Origin of the sequence: Arthrobacter sp. EM1 (genome assembly GCF_029964055.1) — a bacterium.
Lineage (GTDB): Bacteria > Actinomycetota > Actinomycetes > Actinomycetales > Micrococcaceae > Arthrobacter.
Genome location: NZ_CP124836.1, coordinates 1156237 through 1175605, shown reverse-complemented (window position 1 = coordinate 1175605; position 19369 = coordinate 1156237). Strand labels below are relative to the sequence as shown.

The following is a 19369-nucleotide window of genomic DNA, read 5'->3' as shown; positions in this document are numbered from 1 at the left end:
CGCTCCGCCGCCGGGCTGTTGTACGCCGGCAGGGGCGTCAGGCGTCGATGCGCTCCCGGTCCAGGCTCGCAGCGCCGGCAATGATGAAGTCCTTACGGGGCGCGACGTCGGATCCCATCAGCAGGTCGAAGGTTTCCTCAGCGTGCTTGGCGTTCTCGATTCCCACCTTGCGCAGGGTGCGGTGCCGCGGGTCCATAGTGGTCTCCGCCAACTGCTCCGCGTCCATCTCGCCCAGGCCCTTGTACCGCTGGATCGGCTCCTTGTAGCGTTTGCCTTCCTTGGCGAGCCGGGCCAGCAGGGAATGCAGCTCGGCTTCGGAGTAGGTGTAGATCATCTCGTTCGCCTTCTGGCCGGCGTTGATGACCTCCACCCGGTGCAGCGGCGGGACGGCGGCGAACACGCGGCCCTCATCGATCATCGGGCGCATGTAGCGGAAGAACAGGGTCAGCAGGAGGGTCCGGATGTGCGCACCGTCGACGTCGGCGTCGGTCATCAGAATGACCTTGCCATAGCGGGCGGCGCTGATGTCGAAGCTGCGGCCGGAGCCTGCACCGACCACCTGGATGAGGGCCGCGCATTCGGCGTTGGAGAGCATATCACCCACCGAGGCCTTTTGAACGTTGAGGATCTTGCCGCGGATGGGGAGCAGCGCCTGGAAGTCGGAGGACCTGGCCAGCTTGGCGGTTCCGAGTGCCGAATCGCCTTCCACGATAAAGAGCTCGGAACGTGCGACGTCGTCCGTGCGGCAGTCCGCCAGCTTGGTGGGCATGGAGGAGGTTTCCAGGGCGTTCTTGCGGCGCTGGGTTTCCTTGTGCACCCGCGCGGAGATCCGCGATTTCATCTCGCTGACGACTTTTTCCAGCAGCAGCGCTGACTGGGCCTTGTCATTGCGCTGGGACGAGGTGAGCTTGGCGTTGATCTCCTGCTCCACGACTTTGGCGACGATCGCGCGCACGGCGGAGGTGCCCAGGATCTCCTTGGTCTGGCCCTCGAACTGCGGCTCTGCCAGCCTGACCGTCAGGACGGCGGTTAGACCGGCGAAAATGTCGTCCTTCTCGATCTTGTCGTTGCCGGCCTTAAGCTTCCGGGCGTTGGATTCTACGGCCTTCCGGAAGGTTTTGAGCAGCGCCTGCTCGAAGCCCGACTGGTGGGTGCCGCCCTTGGGTGTGGAGATGATGTTGACGAAAGTGCGCACGGTACTGTCGTAACCGATGCCCCACCGGAGGGCGACATCGACTTCGCAGTCCCGTTCGACCTCGGTGAGCTGACTATGGCCCTTCTCATCAATGACCGGGACCGTTTCCTTGAATTTGCCGGCACCGTGCAGCCGCCAGACGTCGGTGACGGCGGGGTCCGCGGCGAGGAATTCGACGAATTCGGAGAGGCCGCCGTCGTGGTGGAAGACTTCCTCATGTGCGCCGGACTCCCCCGGGGTGCCGGGGACTTTGCGCTCGTCCCGGACGGTGAGCTTGAGCCCGGGGACCAGGAAGGACGTCTGGCGGGCGCGGTCCGCAAGTTCGTCGTAGGAGAATTTGGCGTCCGGGGTGAAGATCTGCCGGTCCGCCCAGTAGCGGATCCGGGTGCCCGTGACGCCGCGCTTGGCTTTGCCCACAACGTCCAGGACGGAGCCATCAAGGAATGGCGCGAAGACGGACGCCGGATCGAGCCTGCTGCCGTTGTCTTTAAAGCGGCCCGGCTCACCCCGGCGGAAGGACATCTTGTAGGTCTTGCCGCCGCGGTCGACTTCCACGTCCAGCCGGGACGAAAGGGCATTTACCACTGACGCGCCGACGCCGTGCAATCCGCCGGACGCGGTGTAGGACCCGCCGCCGAATTTTCCGCCGGCGTGCAGCTTGGTAAACACAACTTCAACGCCACTGAGTCCGGTCTTCGGTTCGATATCCACCGGCACGCCGCGTCCGTCGTCGTGGATCTCCACGGAGTTGTCCGCGTGCAGGATGATTTTGATGTCGTGGCCGAAGCCGGCAAGTGCCTCGTCGACGGAGTTGTCGATGATTTCCCACAGGCAGTGCATCAATCCGCGGGAGTCTGTCGAACCGATATACATGCCGGGGCGCTTTCGAACCGCTTCCAGGCCCTCCAGCACGGACAAATGCCTGGCGGTGTAGTCAGAACTTGGTGCCACGGGGCGGGGACTCCTTCAGGGACGGGACCGTCGCCGTCGGACGGGCAAAGCTGTTAGACGCTCTTGCTAGCCTAGCCGGAGTGCCCTCCGCCGGCGTGCTGCCACTCCCAACAGCCCGAAGCTCCGACGGGCGTTACCGAGACGTGATACGCGTACAGCGAAAGTGTGCCATCCAAGCCATGGATTCGCTGCGAATGCTGGTTATATAGGTATACCGATCTACCAAGGAGGCCGAACATGACAACAGCAGTTGCGGACCGCACACTGAGCACCGTTGACCGGTGCGATCGTTGCGGAGCACAGGCATATGTCCGGGTTGTTCTCGGCGCCTCCGGGGGTGAGCTGCTTTTCTGCGGCCACCACGCCCGCGCCGTGGAGCCGACGCTACGGCCGCTCAGCTCAGACTGGCACGATGAGACCGGCCGCCTTCACGAGAAGCCGCCGGTCCCCGTCGACTAGACCAGCACCCGGTCGACTAGACCAGCAAGAAATGGCCCCTCCGGATTCGGAGGGGCCATTTTGGTCTTAGCGTTCGTCGCGGCAGAGACCACCACGCGCTCAACGACCACTAAGCTTAACGATCAACGCGGAGCCGCGTCCGGCCCCATCCTGGTGGATGCCGGGCCGGGTGCGACTCCGCGTTGCTGCGTTTGTCCTTAGTCCAGGTAGTCCCGGAGGACCTGGGACCGGGACGGGTGCCGTAGCTTGGACATCGTCTTGGATTCAATCTGTCGGATCCGCTCACGCGTGACGCCGTAGACCTTTCCGATCTCGTCTAAAGTCTTCGGCTGTCCGTCGGTGAGGCCAAAGCGCATCGCCACCACACCGGCCTCGCGCTCGGAGAGGGTGTCCAGTACCGAGTGGAGCTGTTCCTGCAGGAGGGTGAAGCTGACCGCGTCGGCGGGGACGACTGCCTCGGAGTCCTCGATGAGGTCCCCGAATTCCGAATCGCCGTCTTCGCCCAGCGGTGTGTGCAGGGAGATCGGCTCGCGGCCGTACTTCTGGACTTCAACAACCTTCTCGGGTGTCATGTCCAGTTCCAGGGCCAGCTCTTCCGGAGTTGGTTCGCGGCCGAGGTCCTGCAGCATCTGGCGCTGCACGCGGGCCAGTTTGTTGATGACTTCCACCATGTGCACCGGGATGCGGATGGTGCGGGCCTGGTCGGCCATGGCCCGGGTAATCGCCTGGCGGATCCACCAGGTGGCGTAGGTGGAGAACTTAAAGCCCTTGGTGTAGTCGAACTTCTCGACTGCGCGGATCAAGCCCAGGTTGCCTTCCTGGATCAGGTCCAGAAACAGCATGCCGCGGCCGGTGTAGCGTTTGGCCAGCGATACCACGAGGCGGAGGTTTGCCTCCAGCAGGTGGTTCTTGGCCCGCTTGCCGTCGTGGATGACGAATTCGAACTCGCGCTTGAGTTTCGGATCCATGCTTCCGTCGTCGGCGTTGATCTTTTCCTCGGCAAAGAGGCCAGCCTCGATGCGCAGGGCCAGGTCGACTTCCTGCTCGGCGTTCAGCAGGGCGACCTTGCCGATCTGCTTCAGGTAGTCCTTAACGGGGTCGGCGGTGGCGCCGGCAGACATAACCTGCTGCACGGGTGCGTCGTCGTCGTCGGCGTCGGAGTAGACAAAGCCGGAGCCGGTAGCGGCTGCTGCCTTGGCCGGGATCTCCTCGCCGTCTTCACCGATCTCAACGGCCTCGACCGCGGCGTCGTCGAGGTCTACCTCGGCGTCCTCATCATCGTCGCCGTTCGCGGCTTTGCCGGCGGCTTGGGCCGCGGCCTTAGCGCCGGGCTTGGGCCCGCGCTTTTTGGGCTCAGGCTTGGCGACTGCCGACTCGGTGCTGTCGCCATCGGCCGAGGCGGCGTCTTTGACAGCCTTGTTGGCGGCGCGGGTGGCGGCGCGCTTGGCGCTCGTCGCCGCCTTCTTCTCCTCGGGAGACAATACGGCCTGGTCGGCGGGTTCCTTCTTCGCGGAAGACGGGGTCACAGAAAACCTTTCTAGCGGCGGTCTGTGGAATCACCATACGGGCAACACCACTATGACCCTGTCAAGTCCGTGTTTGACATCAGATGCGATCACGTCCAGCAGAGCCACTGAGTAGAACTCCTGGAGCGACCGTAATGTTCCCTGTTTCCAAGGTCCATAACGAGCACCTAATACACGGACCCAACCGGGTCTCGGCAACCATTGTCTCACGAATTTCGAAATCGGCACGGACCCGCAGGGCACCCGGAATGGTTTTCTGCCGCCGGTACCGTGCCACTGTCACAGCCGGAGCCTCGGTTTCGCCCCGGTGCCCGGTACCGGCGGGCCTCAGGTGCCGTCCGGCGCGAAACGCTGCCAGGCTGTCTCCCGTCGTCCCGCCCAGCCACACAGCGTTCCGCGGCGGACAAGTTCCGCCAGTAGTTCCGCCAGGCGGTATCCGGGATGTTCCTCGGTGGCCCGGCTGAAAAGCGCATCGGCAAAGGACCCTTTGCCTCGGCACCATTCAATCCAGCCCTGCCCGGTGAGTGCGGCGGCGGCGGCTTCGCCTCCGCCCGCAGCCAGCTGCTCCAGGACCCGGTCCAGGCCTGCCATCGCGGCCCAGTCGGGCAGCTGGGGTGCCAGCCCAAGGAGGATCTCGCCGTAGCCTGGCAGCTCCTGCAGTTGCTGCGCGGGACGCTCACGGCCGGCTCCCCCGCCGCGGCTTTCCTGGTCCGGCCGCTGTCCACCGTCGGGTTCCGGCCTCCGGCTTTGTCGTTCGCCGGGAAAGCCTTCCAGCGGTGGCAAGGGCGCCGGCGCCCGCGTCGCACACAGGGTTGCCGGCGGAGAGCAGGCCGCCGCGGCCGCAAAAACACCGAAGTCCTCGGCACCGCGTTCCGCGGCCGCCTGCCCTGCCGCCGCCATTACCAGCACCGCGTCACGCCAGGACGGAACGCACAGGGAGGCGCGGAGGTAGCCGGTGAGCCCCGCCGCGAGTGTGGGCCCGGGCGCCGGGGCGGCTATCACCTGCGTCCACACTGCCAGGACCTGGCTGAACTGGAGCTTGTCCCGGGTGCGGGCGGCGAACTGCCGCGCCCAGCCACGCTGGGCTTCCAGCACCGCAGGGTCAGGCGCGCCCGTCCGCGACCGGGATGAGGTGGTGCCGGGCGCCGGGCCGACGGTACTGCCGCGGAAGACCATCTCGGCGTTAAGCCGGCTGTTCCTGATTTCCTCCACGGGACGTCCCGGTGGTGCGCAGCACAACGGGTCGAGGCAGTAGGCGTTGCGCCAGTAACCGGAACCGACCAGCCAGGCATCCCGTACCGGCATTCCGGCGCCGGCCAGCGCGTCCTCCAGTTCAGCCAGCAGCGGAGCCCACCGCGCGCCGTCGCCGTCCGTTTCGGTAAAGAACGCAAGCAGCGAGCCGTCCGCCGCGTCGTCGGCCGCCAGGTAGGACGCCACGGTCCGGGCAAAGGCCACCGGGCGGACAGGGCCGGACCTGCCGGGGCCGCCGGCGCTCCCGGGGAGGTCTACCCGCAGCGTTGCTCCGAGCCTTTTGCCCTGCATTGTTATGGCGACGAGGCTGTGGGCTGGCCAGTAGCCAAGGGAATGCGGGATAAACCCGAGGATGTCCTCCGGGCCGGATATTTTCAGGTCATCGGGTGCTTTCATCCAACCAGCCTCGCGGTACGCGCGGTCCCGCGTTAGTGGCGCCTGCCCGTATGTGGACAACCCGCACGGGCGAACCGCGCAGCTGCTGGCGGTCAGGGTGTGCGGCGACGCTCCGCGCTGAGCCTGCGCTGCTCGGCGAGTGCCCGCAGCAGCGGCCGGACCACAACGCCCTGTGCCGCCATCTGCCTGCGCACCTTGCGGCGGATGATCACAATGGCGCCTGCCCCGCCTGCCAGCAGCAGGAACTGCACGCTCAAGGCGATCCGGAAGGGATCGAGCCCGTACAGCTCGCCGCGGGAGAATCCGGTCGCGTACAGGACGTCAAGGATCAAGCCAATCAAGTAGATCGCAATCAGGGAGGCGATAAAGCCGCCCACATTCACGATCCCGGTGGCGGTGCCGATCCGGTGCGCCGGGTTGAACGTGCGGGCGAAGTCGAAGCCAATCATGGAACCGGGGCCGCCGATGGCGAGTACCACCACCAGTCCGGCCAGCAGCCACAACGGGGAGCGCCCCGGGATCAGCAGCACAGCTGCCCAAGCCGCAGCAGTGGCCGCGGAAATCAGCAGCACCATGGTGGACCGCCGCAGCGGGTGGCGGGCAACGAAGCTGCCCATCACCGGTCCGGCGGCGATGGCCGCTGCCACGTAGAGGGTCAGCAGCGCCGACACTGTCGGGGTTTCCAGGCCCTGGGCAGAGATCAGGAACGGGTAGCCCCAGGTCATGGCGAAGACGGTACCGCTGAACTGGACGGTGAAGTGGCTCCAGAGGCCCAACCGGGTGCCGGGCTGCCGCCACGCGTGCGACAGGCTGACCCCCGTGGCGCGCAGGCCCTGGCTCGGCTGCGGTGCGGGGTGCCCGGGTGGCAGGTCCTGAAGCAGGACCAGCACAAGCACCGTGGCGAGTGCTGACATGGACGCCAGCGTCAGGAATGCGGGGGTCCAGCCGGCGAGGTGCAGGATCATAGCGAACGGCACCACACTGAACAGCTGGCCAAGCTGGCCTGACATTCCGGTCAGCTGGGTGAGCAGCGGGACGCGGGTGGGCGGAAACCAGATCGGGATCAACCGGATCACCGAGATGAACGTCATCGCGTCCCCGGCGCCGACCAGTACCCGGCCCAGCACCCCTCCCGGGATGTTCTCGGCAAACGCCAACTGAAGCTGGCCGAGCCCCATCAGGACTGCGCCGCCGGCGATCATGGCCCGCGACCCGAAGCGGTCCACAAGAATGCCAACAGGTATCTGCAGGACTGCGTAGACGAGCAGCTGCAGCACGGTGAAAAAGGAAATTTCGGCAGCGCTGGCATGGAAGCGCTCGGTCGCTTCCAGCCCCACAACGCCGAAGGAGGTGCGCTGGCTGACCGCCACGAGGTACGCGAAGACACCAACGATCCAGATCAGCCAAGCGCGGGGTGAGGTCACTCCTCCATTATGCCCAGTCTACGGAGAAATCGTATTTATTCTCCGGGTTCTTTACGGGCCAGGTAGGCCTCAACGGCGGCGCCAAGGGCATCTGCGTTGGGCAGCTGGTCATTCTCGTCGGCGAGCAGGGAACGCCGTACGGTACCTTCGGCATTCTCGTCATAGCGGGTCTCGAGCCGGGACACCACCTGCTGCACCTCCGTGGAAGCGTCAATCTGCTGGGCGATCTGGCGTCCGACTTCGCGCCCGGCTTCCCGAAGCCGGTCAGCCGGCAGCATCAGCGAGGTGGCCGCCCCCAGGTATTCGAGTCCGGCGACGGCGGCCGTGGGGTATTCGGCTTCGGCGAGGTAGTGCGGGACGTGCATCACGTAGCCGGCGACGTTGCGCCCGGCTTCCGTCAGCCGAAGTTCCAGGAGGTGGCCGATGGCGGCCGGCACCTCGACGGTGGGCTTCCACACCGAGATGCCCTCGATGAGCTCCGGCCGGTTGCCGTGCACCGTGACGCCGACCGGCCGGGTGTGGGGTACGGGCATGGGAATGGAATGGATCCAGGTGACGAGGTTGACATCAAGCGCCTCGACGATGCCAATGACGGCCCGTGCAAACCGCTCCCATTGCAGGTCAGGCTCGAATCCGGCAAGGAACAGGAATGGGCTGCCCAGCCCGTCGACCAGCCGATAGAGGGCAAGGCGCGGGGCCTGATAGTCCTGCAGGTGGTCCTCGACGAAGCTGATCTGCGGGCGGCGGCTCCGGTAGTCCATCAGTTGGTCGGCGTCGAATTCGGCGACAACGCCGGAATCCAGGGTGTCCAGCAGTTCCCCGGTGATCTGGCTGACGACGTGACCCGCATCGGCAAATCCGGTGAAGCCCATCACGAGGTTCAGTCCGCGCAGTTCCGGGCTGTGGAACAGCGCGTCATCACGCAGATAAAGCGATTCGGGGTCCAGCAGGGAGCCAGAGATCCGTTCAAACACGGCATGTTCCTTTCCTCGTAGTCTGTGGGAGCGGCCGGACACGCCAAGAGGGCGTCGGCGCTGTTATCCGGTACAACACGCCCTGGCACGTACTCATTCCTGTCCGCGGTGTGCCGCAGCTCTCATTCAATTGAACACCCGCGCCGGGGAGAGACTACGATCGGAGCTGGCCTTATGACGGCTTGGCGACACCCGGGTTACGTCGCAAACCGACAACGGCCAGGTTCCATGGCAGGACGGAAGAACATGCGGTTCCTGCCCACAAAAACTCAAAGAATTGAGGACTGTCCTCGTGGTCAAGAATAGTGAAGTCAAACTTAGTGCGGTTGCAGGGGACCTGAAGAAGTCCCCCAGCGATGCCCTGGTAATCGGAGTGGGGCAGGGCGCCGACGGTCCCGTCCTGTTGAGCAACCCCCTGACCGCCAAGGCCGCCGAAGCCCTCGCGGACTCACTGAGTGTTCTTGGCATCACCGGCGCAGCGGACCAGGCCCACCGCCTCCCGGGCCTGGGCGAGGCAGGGGCGAAAGTCCTCGTGCTCGCCGGCGTCGGAAAAGTGTCCGCAGCGCAGCCGCTCACCGAGGAAGCCCTCCGCCGCGCCGCCGGCTCGGCGGTCCGCCAACTGGCGGGACTCGGCACGGTCACAGTGGCGTTTCCGACGACCTCGCTCGGCGATGTTGCCGCCGTCGCCGAGGGCGCAGCGATGGGCGCCTACTCCTTCTCCGAATACCGTTCATCCACGGACGGCCTGAACGAACCGGTGAAAAACGTTCTGATAGCCACGGATTTTGCCGCAGACAAGGGTCTCAAGGCGGTCCTGGAACGCGCGGCCCTGATCGGCAAGGCCGTCAACGCGACCCGCTCGCTGGTTAACCAGCCGCCGAGCCACCTCTTCCCCGAGTCCTTTGCGGAAGCAGCCAAGGACCTGTCCAAGGGCCTGCCGGTCAAGGTGACCGTCTGGGACGAGAAGCGCCTGGAAAAGGACGGGTTCGGCGGAATCCTCGGCGTCGGCAAGGGCTCCACCCGGCAGCCCCGCCTGGTCAAGGTCGAATACTCCCCCGCCAGGGCCACCGCCAAAATCGCCCTTGTGGGCAAGGGTATTACCTTTGACACCGGCGGAATCTCACTCAAGCCGCACCTTGGCATGGGTGACATGAAGTCCGACATGGCGGGCGCCGCCGTCGTACTGAACACCGTCCTGGCCATCGCGGGCCTCGGCCTGCCGGTCAAGGCCACCGCCTGGCTCTGCATCGCGGAGAACATGCCCTCCGGCGCTGCGCAGCGTCCCGCCGACGTCCTGACCATCTTCGGCGGCAAGACCGTCGAAGTCCTGAACACCGATGCCGAGGGCCGTCTGGTCATGGCGGACGGCATCGTCGCCGCCAGCCAGGAATACCCGGACGCCATCATCGATGTCGCCACACTCACCGGGGCGCAGCTCATCGCCCTCGGTGACCGCACCGCCGGCGTGATGGGCTCCGAGTCCGTCACCGGCGCGCTCAAGACCGCAGCTGACCGCGCCGGCGAGCTCGTCTGGCCGATGCCGCTTCCCGAAGAACTGCGCCCGAGCCTTGAGTCACAGGTCGCCGACATTGCCAACATCGGCGAACGCCACGGCGGCATGATGACCGCGGCCGTCTTCCTGCGCGAATTCGTCGGCAAGGGCAAGGACGGCGAGCAGATTCCGTGGGCCCACATCGACATCGCCGGGCCGTCATTCAACAACGGCAGCCCCTACGGCTATAACCACAAACAGGGCACCGGCTCTACCGTGCGCACCCTGGTGGCCTACGTCGAGGACATCCTCGCCAAGTCCAGCTAGGCACCGGACGCAGCGCCGGGCGGGCACACGCCCTGGTGAGCAGGGCGTGGCGCCCCGCTCACCAGGGCGCGTGAGTCTGGACACAAGCCCTCCACAAACGCCATGGCAAGGTGGAGCATGTATAAGTGGTTCGCTAAGGTGAACTGCGGTAGTCACAAATGAAAGGGAACGGCCCCGCTGGCATAATCGCAGCAGGGACATTCCAAGACCAGATGATGCGTACTCCCGTGTCATCGTTCACGCGAGGGAGCGTTTTAGTGGCCGATCAGGCAACTGCGCAAGAATTCGACATCCTGGTACTCGGCGGCGGCAGCGGCGGCTACGCCACTGCCCTGCGTGCCGTTCAGCTCGGCCTTACCGTTGGCCTGATCGAAAAGGGCAAGCTCGGCGGGACCTGCCTGCACAACGGCTGTATCCCCACCAAGGCCCTGCTGCACTCCGCGGAACTGGCAGACCACGCCCGCGATTCGGCAAAGTACGGCGTCAACGTCACGCTCGACAGCATCGACATCACAGCTGTGAACGCCTACAAGGACGGCATCATCGCGGGCAAGTACAAGGGCCTGCAGGGTCTGATCAAGTCCAAGAAGGCCATCACCGTCATCGAAGGCGAGGGCAAGCTCCAGGGCACCGACACCGTCGTGGTGAACGGGACCGCCTACAAGGGCAAGAACATCGTCCTCGCGACCGGGTCCTACTCCCGTTCCCTGCCGGGGCTGGAAATCGGCGGCAAGGTAATCACCTCCGACGAAGCCCTCACCATGGACTACATCCCTAAGAGCGCGATCATTCTGGGCGGCGGCGTGATCGGCGTCGAGTTCGCTTCCGTCTGGAAGTCCTTCGGCGTCGACGTCACCATCATCGAAGGCCTGCCCTCGCTGGTTCCCAACGAGGACGCCACGATCGTCAAGGCCTTCGAGCGTGCCTTCAAGAAGCGCGGCATCAAGTTCTCCACCGGCACCTTCTTCCAGGGCGTCGAGCAGAACGACGACGGCGTGAAGGTCACCCTCGTGGACGGCAAGACCTTCGAGGCGGACCTTATGCTCGTGGCCGTCGGACGCGGACCCGTCACGGCCAACCTCGGCTACGAGGAAGCCGGGCTGAACATCGACCGCGGCTTTGTTATCACCAACGAGCGCCTGCACACCGGTGTAGGCAACGTCTATGCCGTCGGTGACATTGTCCCGGGCGTGCAGCTGGCGCACCGCGGCTACCAGCAGGGCATTTTTGTTGCCGAGGAAATCGCCGGCCTGAAGCCGGTAGTCGTCGAGGACGTCAACATCCCCAAGGTCACCTACTCCGAGCCGGAAATCGCGACTGTCGGCTACACCGAGAAGGCCGCAAAGGCCAAGTTCGGTGACGACCAGGTCCAGATCCAGGAATACAACCTCGCCGGCAACGGCAAGAGCTCCATCCTGGGCACCAGCGGACTAGTGAAGCTGGTCCGCCAGAAGGACGGCCCCGTCGTCGGCGTTCACATGATCGGCTCCCGCATGGGCGAGCAGATCGGCGAGGCCCAGCTGATCGTGAACTGGGAAGCTTACCCGGAGGACGTGGCCCAGCTGGTCCACGCCCACCCGACCCAGAACGAGGCCCTGGGCGAAGCCCACCTGGCTCTGGCCGGCAAGCCCCTGCACGGCTGACAGTTCCGCCCGCATCACCGCAAGAACCTCGGGCGAAGTGCACCCGGCACAAAATGCCGGGTGCACTAAGCTCGACCAAGGCAGCAATCATCCGCACTAAAGATCAATAAGGAGAACGGGGACGACATGTCTGAATCCGTTAACTTGCCCGCCCTCGGTGAGAGTGTCACCGAAGGAACCGTCACCCGCTGGCTCAAGCAGGTAGGTGACCGGGTGGAGGTGGACGAGCCGCTGCTCGAGGTTTCCACCGACAAAGTAGACACCGAGATCCCCTCTCCGATCGCCGGCGTGATCGAGGAAATCCTCGTCGCCGAGGACGAGACCGCCGAAGTCGGCGCACCGCTCGTGCGCATCGGCGACGGTTCCGGTTCGTCGGGTTCGGGCGAAGCGCCCGCCGCGGCCCCCGCCGATGAAGCCCCGGCCCCCGCCGCGGCCCCCGAGTCCCCCGCGGCAGCCGAAGCGCCGGCCCCCGAGGCTGAAGCACCCGCCGCGGCCCCCGCTCCCGACGGCGAAGGCCACGAAGTCACCCTTCCCGCCCTGGGCGAGAGCGTCACCGAAGGCACCGTGACCCGCTGGCTCAAGAGCATCGGCGACGCAGTGGAGGTCGACGAACCGCTGCTGGAAGTTTCCACTGACAAGGTCGATACCGAGATCCCGTCACCAGTGGCCGGCGTCCTGCAGGAAATCCGTGTCGCCGAGGACGAAACGGCCGAGGTCGGTTCCGTCCTGGCCGTGATCGGCTCCGCTGCAGCAGCCCCGGCAGCGGCCGCTCCGCAGGCGGCCGCGCCCAAGCAGGAAGCTCCCAAGCAGGAAGCACCGGCTGCCGCGCCCAAGCAGGAAGCTCCCAAGCAGGAAGCACCGGCTGCCGCGCCCAAGCAGGAAGCACCGGCTGCCGCGCCCAAGCAGGAAGCACCGGCTGCCGCGCCCAAGCAGGAAGCACCGGCTGCCTCATCCGCGGAGTCCGGCTACGTCACCCCGCTCGTCCGCAAGCTGGCCAACCAGCACGGCGTGGACATCTCGGCGTTGACCGGGACCGGCGTCGGCGGCCGCATCCGCAAGCAGGACGTGCTGGCGGCAGCAGAAGCCAAGTCAACGCCGGCCCCGGCCCCCGCCGCCGCTCCGGCGGCACGCCCGTCGGCCGAACTGTCCTCGCTGCGCGGCACCGTGCAGAAGGCACCGCGCATCCGCCAGGTCATTGCCCGCCGCATGCGTGAGTCGCTGGATATCTCCACTCAGCTGACCCAGGTCCACGAAGTGGATATGACCAAGGTCGCCAAGCTGCGCACCAAGGCCAAAAACTCCTTCCAGGCCCAGAACGGCTCCAAGCTGACCTTCCTGCCCTTCATCGCCAAGGCTGTCGCCGAGGCCCTGAAGCAGCACCCGAAGGTCAACGCCTCCTATGACGAGGACAAGCAGGAGATTACCTACCACAACGCCGAGCACCTGGCGATTGCAGTAGACACGGACAAGGGCCTGCTGGTTCCGGTGATTGCCGACGCCGGCAACCTGAACCTTGCCGGCCTGGCCGGCAAAATCGCCGACGTCGCGGATCGCACCCGCAACGGCAAGATCGGCCCGGACGAACTCTCCGGCGGGACCTTCAGCATCACCAACATCGGTTCCGTGGGCGCCCTGTTTGACACTCCGATCATCAACCAGCCGCAGGTAGCCATCCTGGGCACCGGCGCGATCGTCAAGCGGGCCGTTGTGGTCTCCGATGCGAACGGCGATGATTCGCTGGCCATCCGCTCGATGATGTACCTCTCGCTGACGTACGACCACCGACTGGTGGACGGCGCTGACGCGGGGCGCTTCCTGCAGACGCTCAAGGCGCGTCTTGAAGAAGGCGCCTTCGAAGCGGACCTGGGTCTTTAGCAGCCACCAGGCCTAAGGCCACCAACGGCGACGGCGGTGCGGGCAGCGATGGGAAACCACCGCTCCCCTGCGCCGCCGTCGCCGTCTTCGATTCCACCGCCGGCCGCGCGGCGCTCCGGCGGATGGGCCTTACTACACTCGGTAGAATCCTCTGGCTACACTGGTCCCATGAATATCGTTTATAACATCATGGTCTTCCTGCACATCATTGGCGCGGCCATGATCGTTGGTATCTGGATCGGCCAGATGAAAAAACCCACGGTACATCCCCGCCAGTTCGACGGCGCACTCCTGCAGCTGGTCACGGGCATCGTGATGCTGGGCCTGATCCCGGCCCTGGACATGGACGCAAACTACTTCAAGCTCGGCATCAAGTTCGCCATTGCCCTCGCCGTGGGCGTCCTGGCCTTTATGGGCAGGCGCCAGTACAAAAAGGGCGAACAGGTCAGCAAGGGACTCGCCCACGGCGTCGGCGGTCTTGCGCTGCTTAACGTGGCCATTGCCACCCTCTGGCAGTAGGCAGTAGGCAGTAGGCAGTAGGCAGTAGGCAGTAGGCAGTAGGCAACATACGCCACGACGGCGACGGACCCGCAAGGGTGCGTCGCCGTCCTCGTTAACCCACTCCTCAGCGGGGCACCCCTCGTGGGACGCTGGACGCGCCGGGCCCATTGCCCCCAAATGCGGTCACAATCCTCTGAGAGCGGACACCGGTGCGTCGTCAGCGCCGACTCCCTAGGATGGGAGACGGCACAATCCGGCTCTTCGCCGGTTCTGTGGGAAAAGAACAATCTGGAGGAGTGGACATGGCAGCAACACGCACCGCACACACTGTATGGAACGGCGACTTGATGACCGGCGCCGGCAACACAACGCTGGACAGCTCCGGTCTTGGCAACTTCGACGTCACCTGGAAGGCGCGCGCGGAGGCCTCTGAGGGCAAGACAAGCCCGGAAGAGCTCATCGCCGCAGCCCATTCAGCCTGTTTCTCCATGGCCTTCAGCCTCGCCGTCGCGCAGGCCGGCCACACACCGGAGGAAGTCAACACCAAGGCGGATGTCACGTTTGTCCCCGGGACCGGGATCACAGGCAGCCATCTGACCCTCAGCGCCCGGATCCCCGGCATCTCCGAGGACGAGTTCCAGCGCCTCGCCGAGGACGCCAAGACCGGTTGCCCCGTCTCGGCCGCCCTCACCGGCATCAAGATCACCCTGGACGCCAGCCTGGCCTCCTAGCACGAACAACGGCGAAGGCCCCCGTTCCCCAGCCAGGGAAACGGGGGCCTTCGCCGTCGGGCGCTGGACGACCCGGGCGTGCCGCCTAGTGGCCCGACCCACGGGCCGGCAGCGGGGCCGGCCGGAGAAGGCGGTAGCCCTCGCGCAGCGGCGGGCGGTCGGTCGGCAGCTCCTGGACCATTTCTTTCAGAGCGCCAATGCCGTATTCCAGTTGCGGGTCGTTTCCGGCGGCATACGCGTGCGGCGGGAAGGTCACCTCGATGTCAGGCGCGACGCCGAAGTTCTCGACCCCCCACCCCACACCGCCGGAGAACCAATTGGCGTAGCGTGGCTGGGTTACTCCGGTGCCGTCGGCCAGGGCGAAGCGGTTGTCGATACCAACGACGCCGCCCCAGGTCCGGGTGCCGATGACCGGACCGATCCCCCGCAGTTTGGCAACCTGGGTGATGATGTCCCCGTCGGAGCCGGCAAATTCATCGGCCAGGATGATCACGGGTCCGCGCGGCGCGTGGTGCGGGTAGGTCCGCGGCTTCTCCCCGCGCGGCATGCTCCAGCCGGTTACTTTACGGCCAATGAGTTCGGCGACAAGCTGGGAGGTGTGTCCGCCACGGTTGCGGCGGACGTCGACGATCAGCCCGTCGAGCGCCGTTTCGGTATCAAGGTCCCGGTGCAGCTGGGCCCAGCCGTTGGCCATCATGTCCGGAATGTGCAGGTAGCCGAAAGTTCCCTGCGAGGCCTGCCGGACGGTCCGGCGGTTGGCGCTCACCCATTCCTGGTAGCGCAGCCTTTCCTCGTCCCGGACCGGGACCACAGCCACCCTCCGCTGCTGCCCGGCCCGGTCGCCGTGCCCGGCGCCGTTGCGCAGGGTGAGTTCAACGGCGCGTCCGGCGGCGCCGACCAATTCCATGGCGGGGGTTCGTTCCCCGGTGAGTTCGACGCCGTCGATCGCGAGCAGCACGTCGCCGGCTTTCGCGTCAGCTCCCGGGCGGGTCAGCGGCGAGGTGGCGAGCGGGTCGGAGGACTCCCCCGCAAGAATTCGCGTGATCTGCCAGCCCGCGCCGGTGAATGCGAGGTCGGCGCCGAGGCGGCCCTGGCCGTTGCTGCCGTTCTCGGTGACGGCCACCGGCCGGACGTAAGCGTGCGAGGTGCCCAACTCGCCGTGGAGCTCCCAGAGCAGATCCACGAGGTCATCGTGTGAGCCGAGCCGGTCCACGATCGGGCGGTAGCGGGCGTGCACCGAGTCCCAGTCCTGGCCGGCCATGTCTTCGGTCCAGAAGAAGTCGCGCTGCAGCCGCCAGGCTTCGTCGAACGCCTGACCCCAGACACTGAGCGGATCAAGCTTCACCCGGATGCGGCTGAGGTCCACCTTGACCAATTGGCCCGACTCCTCGTCAGCCTTGGCGTTGGCAGGCGAAACGCGGATCTGCTTCTCGTGCAGGACCACCACCTTCTCCCCGTCGCCGGAGAGCCGGTAACTGTCCAGGGCTTCCACGATGACGGTGGTTTTGCGGCGCGCGAAGTCGAAGCGGACAAGGCTGGGTGCAGCGTTCTTGTCCTCCAGGCTGGCGCGTCCCTCGCCTGTCACGCCGGAGAGTTTGCTGTCAAGCCAGAGCAGGGCACCCTCCGTGGCGGACAGGTGGGAGTAGTTTCCCTGCGGCACCGGCACGCTGATAACGCGGTGCGCGAGCCCGTCCGGGTCGACCCGGACGGCCGGAACCACGTCTTTGGCGGCACTTTCATCGGCGTCGGCCGGGCCTGCAACGCTGCTCTCCGGCAGGTCAACGCTAGGTCCAAAGGGCGAGGCGGTCTCCGCGGCAAGGGCCACAAGGTACGGCTTGATCGGGCTTGGGAAGGACAAGTCAAAGGAGTGTCCGTCATAAACCGGGTCGAAGCTGCGGTTAGAGAGGAAGGCGAGGTACTTCCCGTCGGGGGTAAACGACGGCGACTCGTCGCAGAAACGCCCGTCGGTGACATCGATGATGGCGTTTGTGCCATCCGCTGCGGCGTTGGTGACTGCTGTGATGCGCAGCCGGCTGCGGGAGCCGAAGGAGGTGACCGGCTCGGACCAGGCCAGCCAGGCCGAGTCCGCGGACCAGCTGAATCCTTCGATGCTGCCTTCACCGATACTGCTCACGAGTGCGAGCGTGCCGGTCCGCGTGTCGGCAAGGTAGACATCGCCGAAAGCAGTGCCGACGGCGAGCCAGCTGCCGTCCGGGCTGGCTTCAATGGCGCAGGCGCGGGTCGCTTTGGGGAAGTCGAGCCTGGTCAGCCGGGGGGCGGGTTCCTGCTGCCTTGCGCCGGCTCCGTCGACCACTGCTGGGGTGTCCTCGGAGCTGTTGTCGGCTGGGCCCTCCGCCGCTCCTGCCGGAACGGTTGCCGTTGCCACGGCGTCGGGTCGGGTGAGTGCTGCCGCGGAAACGGGCCGGGGCAGGGCAGGGCCGGCGTCGGGTTCCCCGCCAGTTCCGGCTTTCTCCTGCGGCGCGGCGGCAGGCAAATGTCCCGCAGGCTGCTGCGAGCCGGAAACGGTGCCGCCGTCCGGCGTACCCGCGTTCAAGGGCGCCGCGATGGCCGTCAGGTACAGGGCTTCAACGCCATTGTGGTCGGCCACGTAGGCGATCCGGCCGGCGCCGAAGGGGCGCGGCAGGCGGGCCCGGACGCCGGGGGTGGCTTCCAGGACACGCGACGGGCCGTCCTTGTGACGCAGCCAGTGCAGCGTGCCGTGGGCCTCTACGGCGCTGGAGCTGCCGGTGCGGTCCGGAACCACGTCACCGAGGTGCCGTGATGGCTTCAGCGGCACACCGCGGCGCGCCTGTGAGGCTGAACCGAGGGAGATCTCGAGTTTAACAGCGTCCGCGCCGAGGTCCGGCAGCAGCCAGAGCTCACCGGCCGATTCGAAGACAACCCGCCGGCCGTCGGTGGCAGCGTGGCGGACGTAGAAGTCCTCGTGGTCAGTGTGGCGGCGCAGATCGGAACCGTTTGGCAGCACGGAGTAGAGGTTTCCGTAGCCCTCGTGGTCGGACAGGAAGGCGATCCTGCCGTCGACCCACAGCGGGTCCGTGAGGTTGCCGTCCAGCTCTGCGGCCAGGCGTTCGAATTCGCCGTTTCCGTCGGCGTCGATCCACAATTTGCCGGCCGCGCCGCCCCGGTAGCGCTTCCACCAGGCCGGTTCCCGGGAGAGCACGCTGGCCAGGACCACGGGGCGTTCGTCGCCGACGACCGGGCCGAAGGCGACGGATTCCACCGGGCCCAGCGGGAGTTCAGTGGCCCAGCCGCCGGTGACGGGAAGGCTGTAAGCGTGTGTGTGGCGGCTGTCAGCCTGCCGGAACGCGCTCGTGACCAGGACGTCGCCCTCGGGGGTGAAGCCCTTAACCCGGGTTGTGGCGTGGCCGAAGTAGCTCAATTGGCGGTAGCCGCCGCCGTCGACCTCCGCGGTGACGACTTCCGGTGACGTTCCCTGCACAACCGTCCACACCAGCCGTTTGCCGTCCGGGGTGAAGCGGGGGTTGCGGGCGGGCAGCTGCAACGCGGAAACGCGCCAGGCTCGGCCCCCGCCGAGGGGCGCAACCCAAACGTCGTCTTCGGCCACGAAGGTGACCAGGTCGCCATGCAGATGCGGGAAACGGAAGTAACTCGAGGAAGTCATCGTTCGATCATAGTCAAGACCTGCCCGCAAGCCGGGCAGGTATCCCCGCTGCGCCGGACGTGGTGAGATGGATCATGCGAATCATTATTGCCGGAGCCTCGGGGCTGATCGGAACAGCGGTTTCCCACACCCTGCGCAGTGCCGGGCACAACGTCGGCACGCTGGTCAGGCGTCCGCCGGACTCGCCGTCCGAGTTCCAATGGAACCCCGGCGAAGGCCGTATTGATGACACCGCGCTGAAAGGCGCCGACGCCGTCATCAATCTCTCCGGTGCCGGCATCGGCGACCGGCCCTGGACCCGGTCGCGCATCAACGAACTCCGCAGCTCGCGGCTGGGGGCCACCAGGACACTGACTGCGGCCATGGGCCGCCTTGACACTCCCCCGGCGGTCTTCCTGAGCCAGTCGGCCTCCGGCTATTACGGCAACGCGGGACCGGCTGTGCTCCGGGAGAACGCCCCCGCCGGCAGCGGAGTGCTCGCCCGCATCTGCGTCGACTGGGAGGCAGCGGCGCACGAGGCTCCGGCTGGCGTCCGGGTGCTCACGCCACGCACCGGCGTCGTTTTGAGCCGTTCGGGTGGAGCCCTGGGCAGGCTTATGCCGCTGCTGCGCCTGGGCGTGGGTGGACCGCTGGGCAACGGCCGGCAGTACTGGCCTTGGGTGACGCTCCCGGATGTTGCCGGCGCCTATGCGTTCCTGCTGGACAGCCCGCTGTCCGGGCCGGTGAACCTGTGCGCCCCGGAGAGCGCGGATGTAAACTCGCTGATCGCGCAACTGGCTGCGGCCCTGCACCGCCCCGCGTTGCTCCGCGTCCCCGCGCCGGTGCTGCGCCTGGTCATGGGCCAACTCGCCGACGAACTGCTGCTCGCCAGCCAGCGGATGGAACCGGCGGCTCTGAGCGAGGCCGGTTTTGCCTGGCAGCATCCCTCGTTGGCCCAGGCCGCAGCCTGGGTGGCAGGATCGGGCCGCACGTCCTGACGAG

13 protein-coding genes are annotated in these 19369 nt (G+C 66.3%); 7 read left to right on the top strand and 6 right to left on the bottom strand.

Annotation, left to right across the window (positions count from 1 at the left end; all coding sequences use genetic code 11):
• Positions 1 to 37: 37 nt before the first annotated feature.
• Positions 38 to 2146, bottom strand: coding sequence for a DNA topoisomerase IV subunit B (locus QI450_RS05210; RefSeq protein ID WP_226773242.1), 2109 nt, complete (start codon positions 2144 to 2146; stop codon positions 38 to 40).
• 237 nt (positions 2147 to 2383) lie between these two features.
• Here QI450_RS05210 and QI450_RS05205 point away from each other — a divergent pair, with 237 nt between their 5' ends.
• Positions 2384 to 2605, top strand: a complete 222-nt coding sequence (locus tag QI450_RS05205) for a hypothetical protein (RefSeq protein WP_160666415.1) — start codon at positions 2384 to 2386, stop codon at positions 2603 to 2605.
• Between the two features lie 197 nt (positions 2606 to 2802).
• Here the strand turns inward: QI450_RS05205 and QI450_RS05200 are convergent, their stop codons facing one another.
• The 4 genes from QI450_RS05200 to QI450_RS05185 form a co-directional block, all read right to left on the bottom strand.
• Positions 2803 to 4131 carry an RNA polymerase sigma factor gene (locus QI450_RS05200; protein ID WP_226773243.1) on the bottom strand — a complete coding sequence of 443 codons (1329 nt, stop codon included), beginning with the start codon at positions 4129 to 4131 and terminating at the stop codon, positions 2803 to 2805.
• Between the two features lie 327 nt (positions 4132 to 4458).
• Positions 4459 to 5778, bottom strand: coding sequence for a DUF4192 family protein (locus tag QI450_RS05195; RefSeq protein WP_226773244.1), 1320 nt, complete (start codon positions 5776 to 5778; stop codon positions 4459 to 4461).
• Positions 5779 to 5870: 92 nt separating this feature from the next.
• Positions 5871 to 7202, bottom strand: coding sequence for an MFS transporter (locus QI450_RS05190; protein ID WP_226773245.1), 1332 nt, complete (start codon positions 7200 to 7202; stop codon positions 5871 to 5873).
• Between the two features lie 35 nt (positions 7203 to 7237).
• On the bottom strand, positions 7238 to 8176 hold the full coding sequence (locus QI450_RS05185; RefSeq protein ID WP_226773246.1) for a PAC2 family protein: 939 nt from the start codon (positions 8174 to 8176) through the stop codon (positions 7238 to 7240).
• Positions 8177 to 8468: 292 nt separating this feature from the next.
• On the opposite strand from QI450_RS05185, the gene QI450_RS05180 reads away from it, so the two are divergent.
• The 5 genes from QI450_RS05180 to QI450_RS05160 all read left to right on the top strand — a co-directional run bounded on the left by QI450_RS05180 (position 8469) and on the right by QI450_RS05160 (position 14745).
• Positions 8469 to 9995, top strand: a complete 1527-nt coding sequence (locus tag QI450_RS05180; protein ID WP_226773247.1) for a leucyl aminopeptidase — start codon at positions 8469 to 8471, stop codon at positions 9993 to 9995.
• A gap of 257 nt (positions 9996 to 10252) precedes the next feature.
• Positions 10253 to 11638: a dihydrolipoyl dehydrogenase gene (gene lpdA / locus QI450_RS05175; RefSeq protein ID WP_226773248.1), complete on the top strand. Its 1386-nt coding sequence runs from the start codon at positions 10253 to 10255 to the stop codon at positions 11636 to 11638.
• A 126-nt stretch (positions 11639 to 11764) separates the two neighbouring features.
• Positions 11765 to 13513, top strand: coding sequence for a 2-oxoglutarate dehydrogenase, E2 component, dihydrolipoamide succinyltransferase (sucB, locus tag QI450_RS05170; RefSeq protein WP_282468115.1), 1749 nt, complete (start codon positions 11765 to 11767; stop codon positions 13511 to 13513).
• A gap of 168 nt (positions 13514 to 13681) precedes the next feature.
• Positions 13682 to 14032: a hypothetical protein gene (locus QI450_RS05165; protein ID WP_226773299.1), complete on the top strand. Its 351-nt coding sequence runs from the start codon at positions 13682 to 13684 to the stop codon at positions 14030 to 14032.
• A 284-nt stretch (positions 14033 to 14316) separates the two neighbouring features.
• The gene (locus QI450_RS05160) at positions 14317 to 14745 is read left to right on the top strand and encodes an OsmC family protein (protein WP_226773300.1); all 429 of its coding nucleotides are present in this window, start codon (positions 14317 to 14319) and stop codon (positions 14743 to 14745) included.
• A gap of 85 nt (positions 14746 to 14830) precedes the next feature.
• On the opposite strand, the gene QI450_RS05155 is transcribed toward QI450_RS05160, so the two are convergent.
• Positions 14831 to 18388: a S41 family peptidase gene (locus QI450_RS05155; protein ID WP_226773301.1), complete on the bottom strand. Its 3558-nt coding sequence runs from the start codon at positions 18386 to 18388 to the stop codon at positions 14831 to 14833.
• Positions 18389 to 18462: 74 nt separating this feature from the next.
• Between QI450_RS05155 and QI450_RS05150 the strand changes: the two genes are divergently transcribed.
• Positions 18463 to 19365: a TIGR01777 family oxidoreductase gene (locus QI450_RS05150; protein WP_226773302.1), complete on the top strand. Its 903-nt coding sequence runs from the start codon at positions 18463 to 18465 to the stop codon at positions 19363 to 19365.
• Positions 19366 to 19369: the final 4 nt, after the last annotated feature.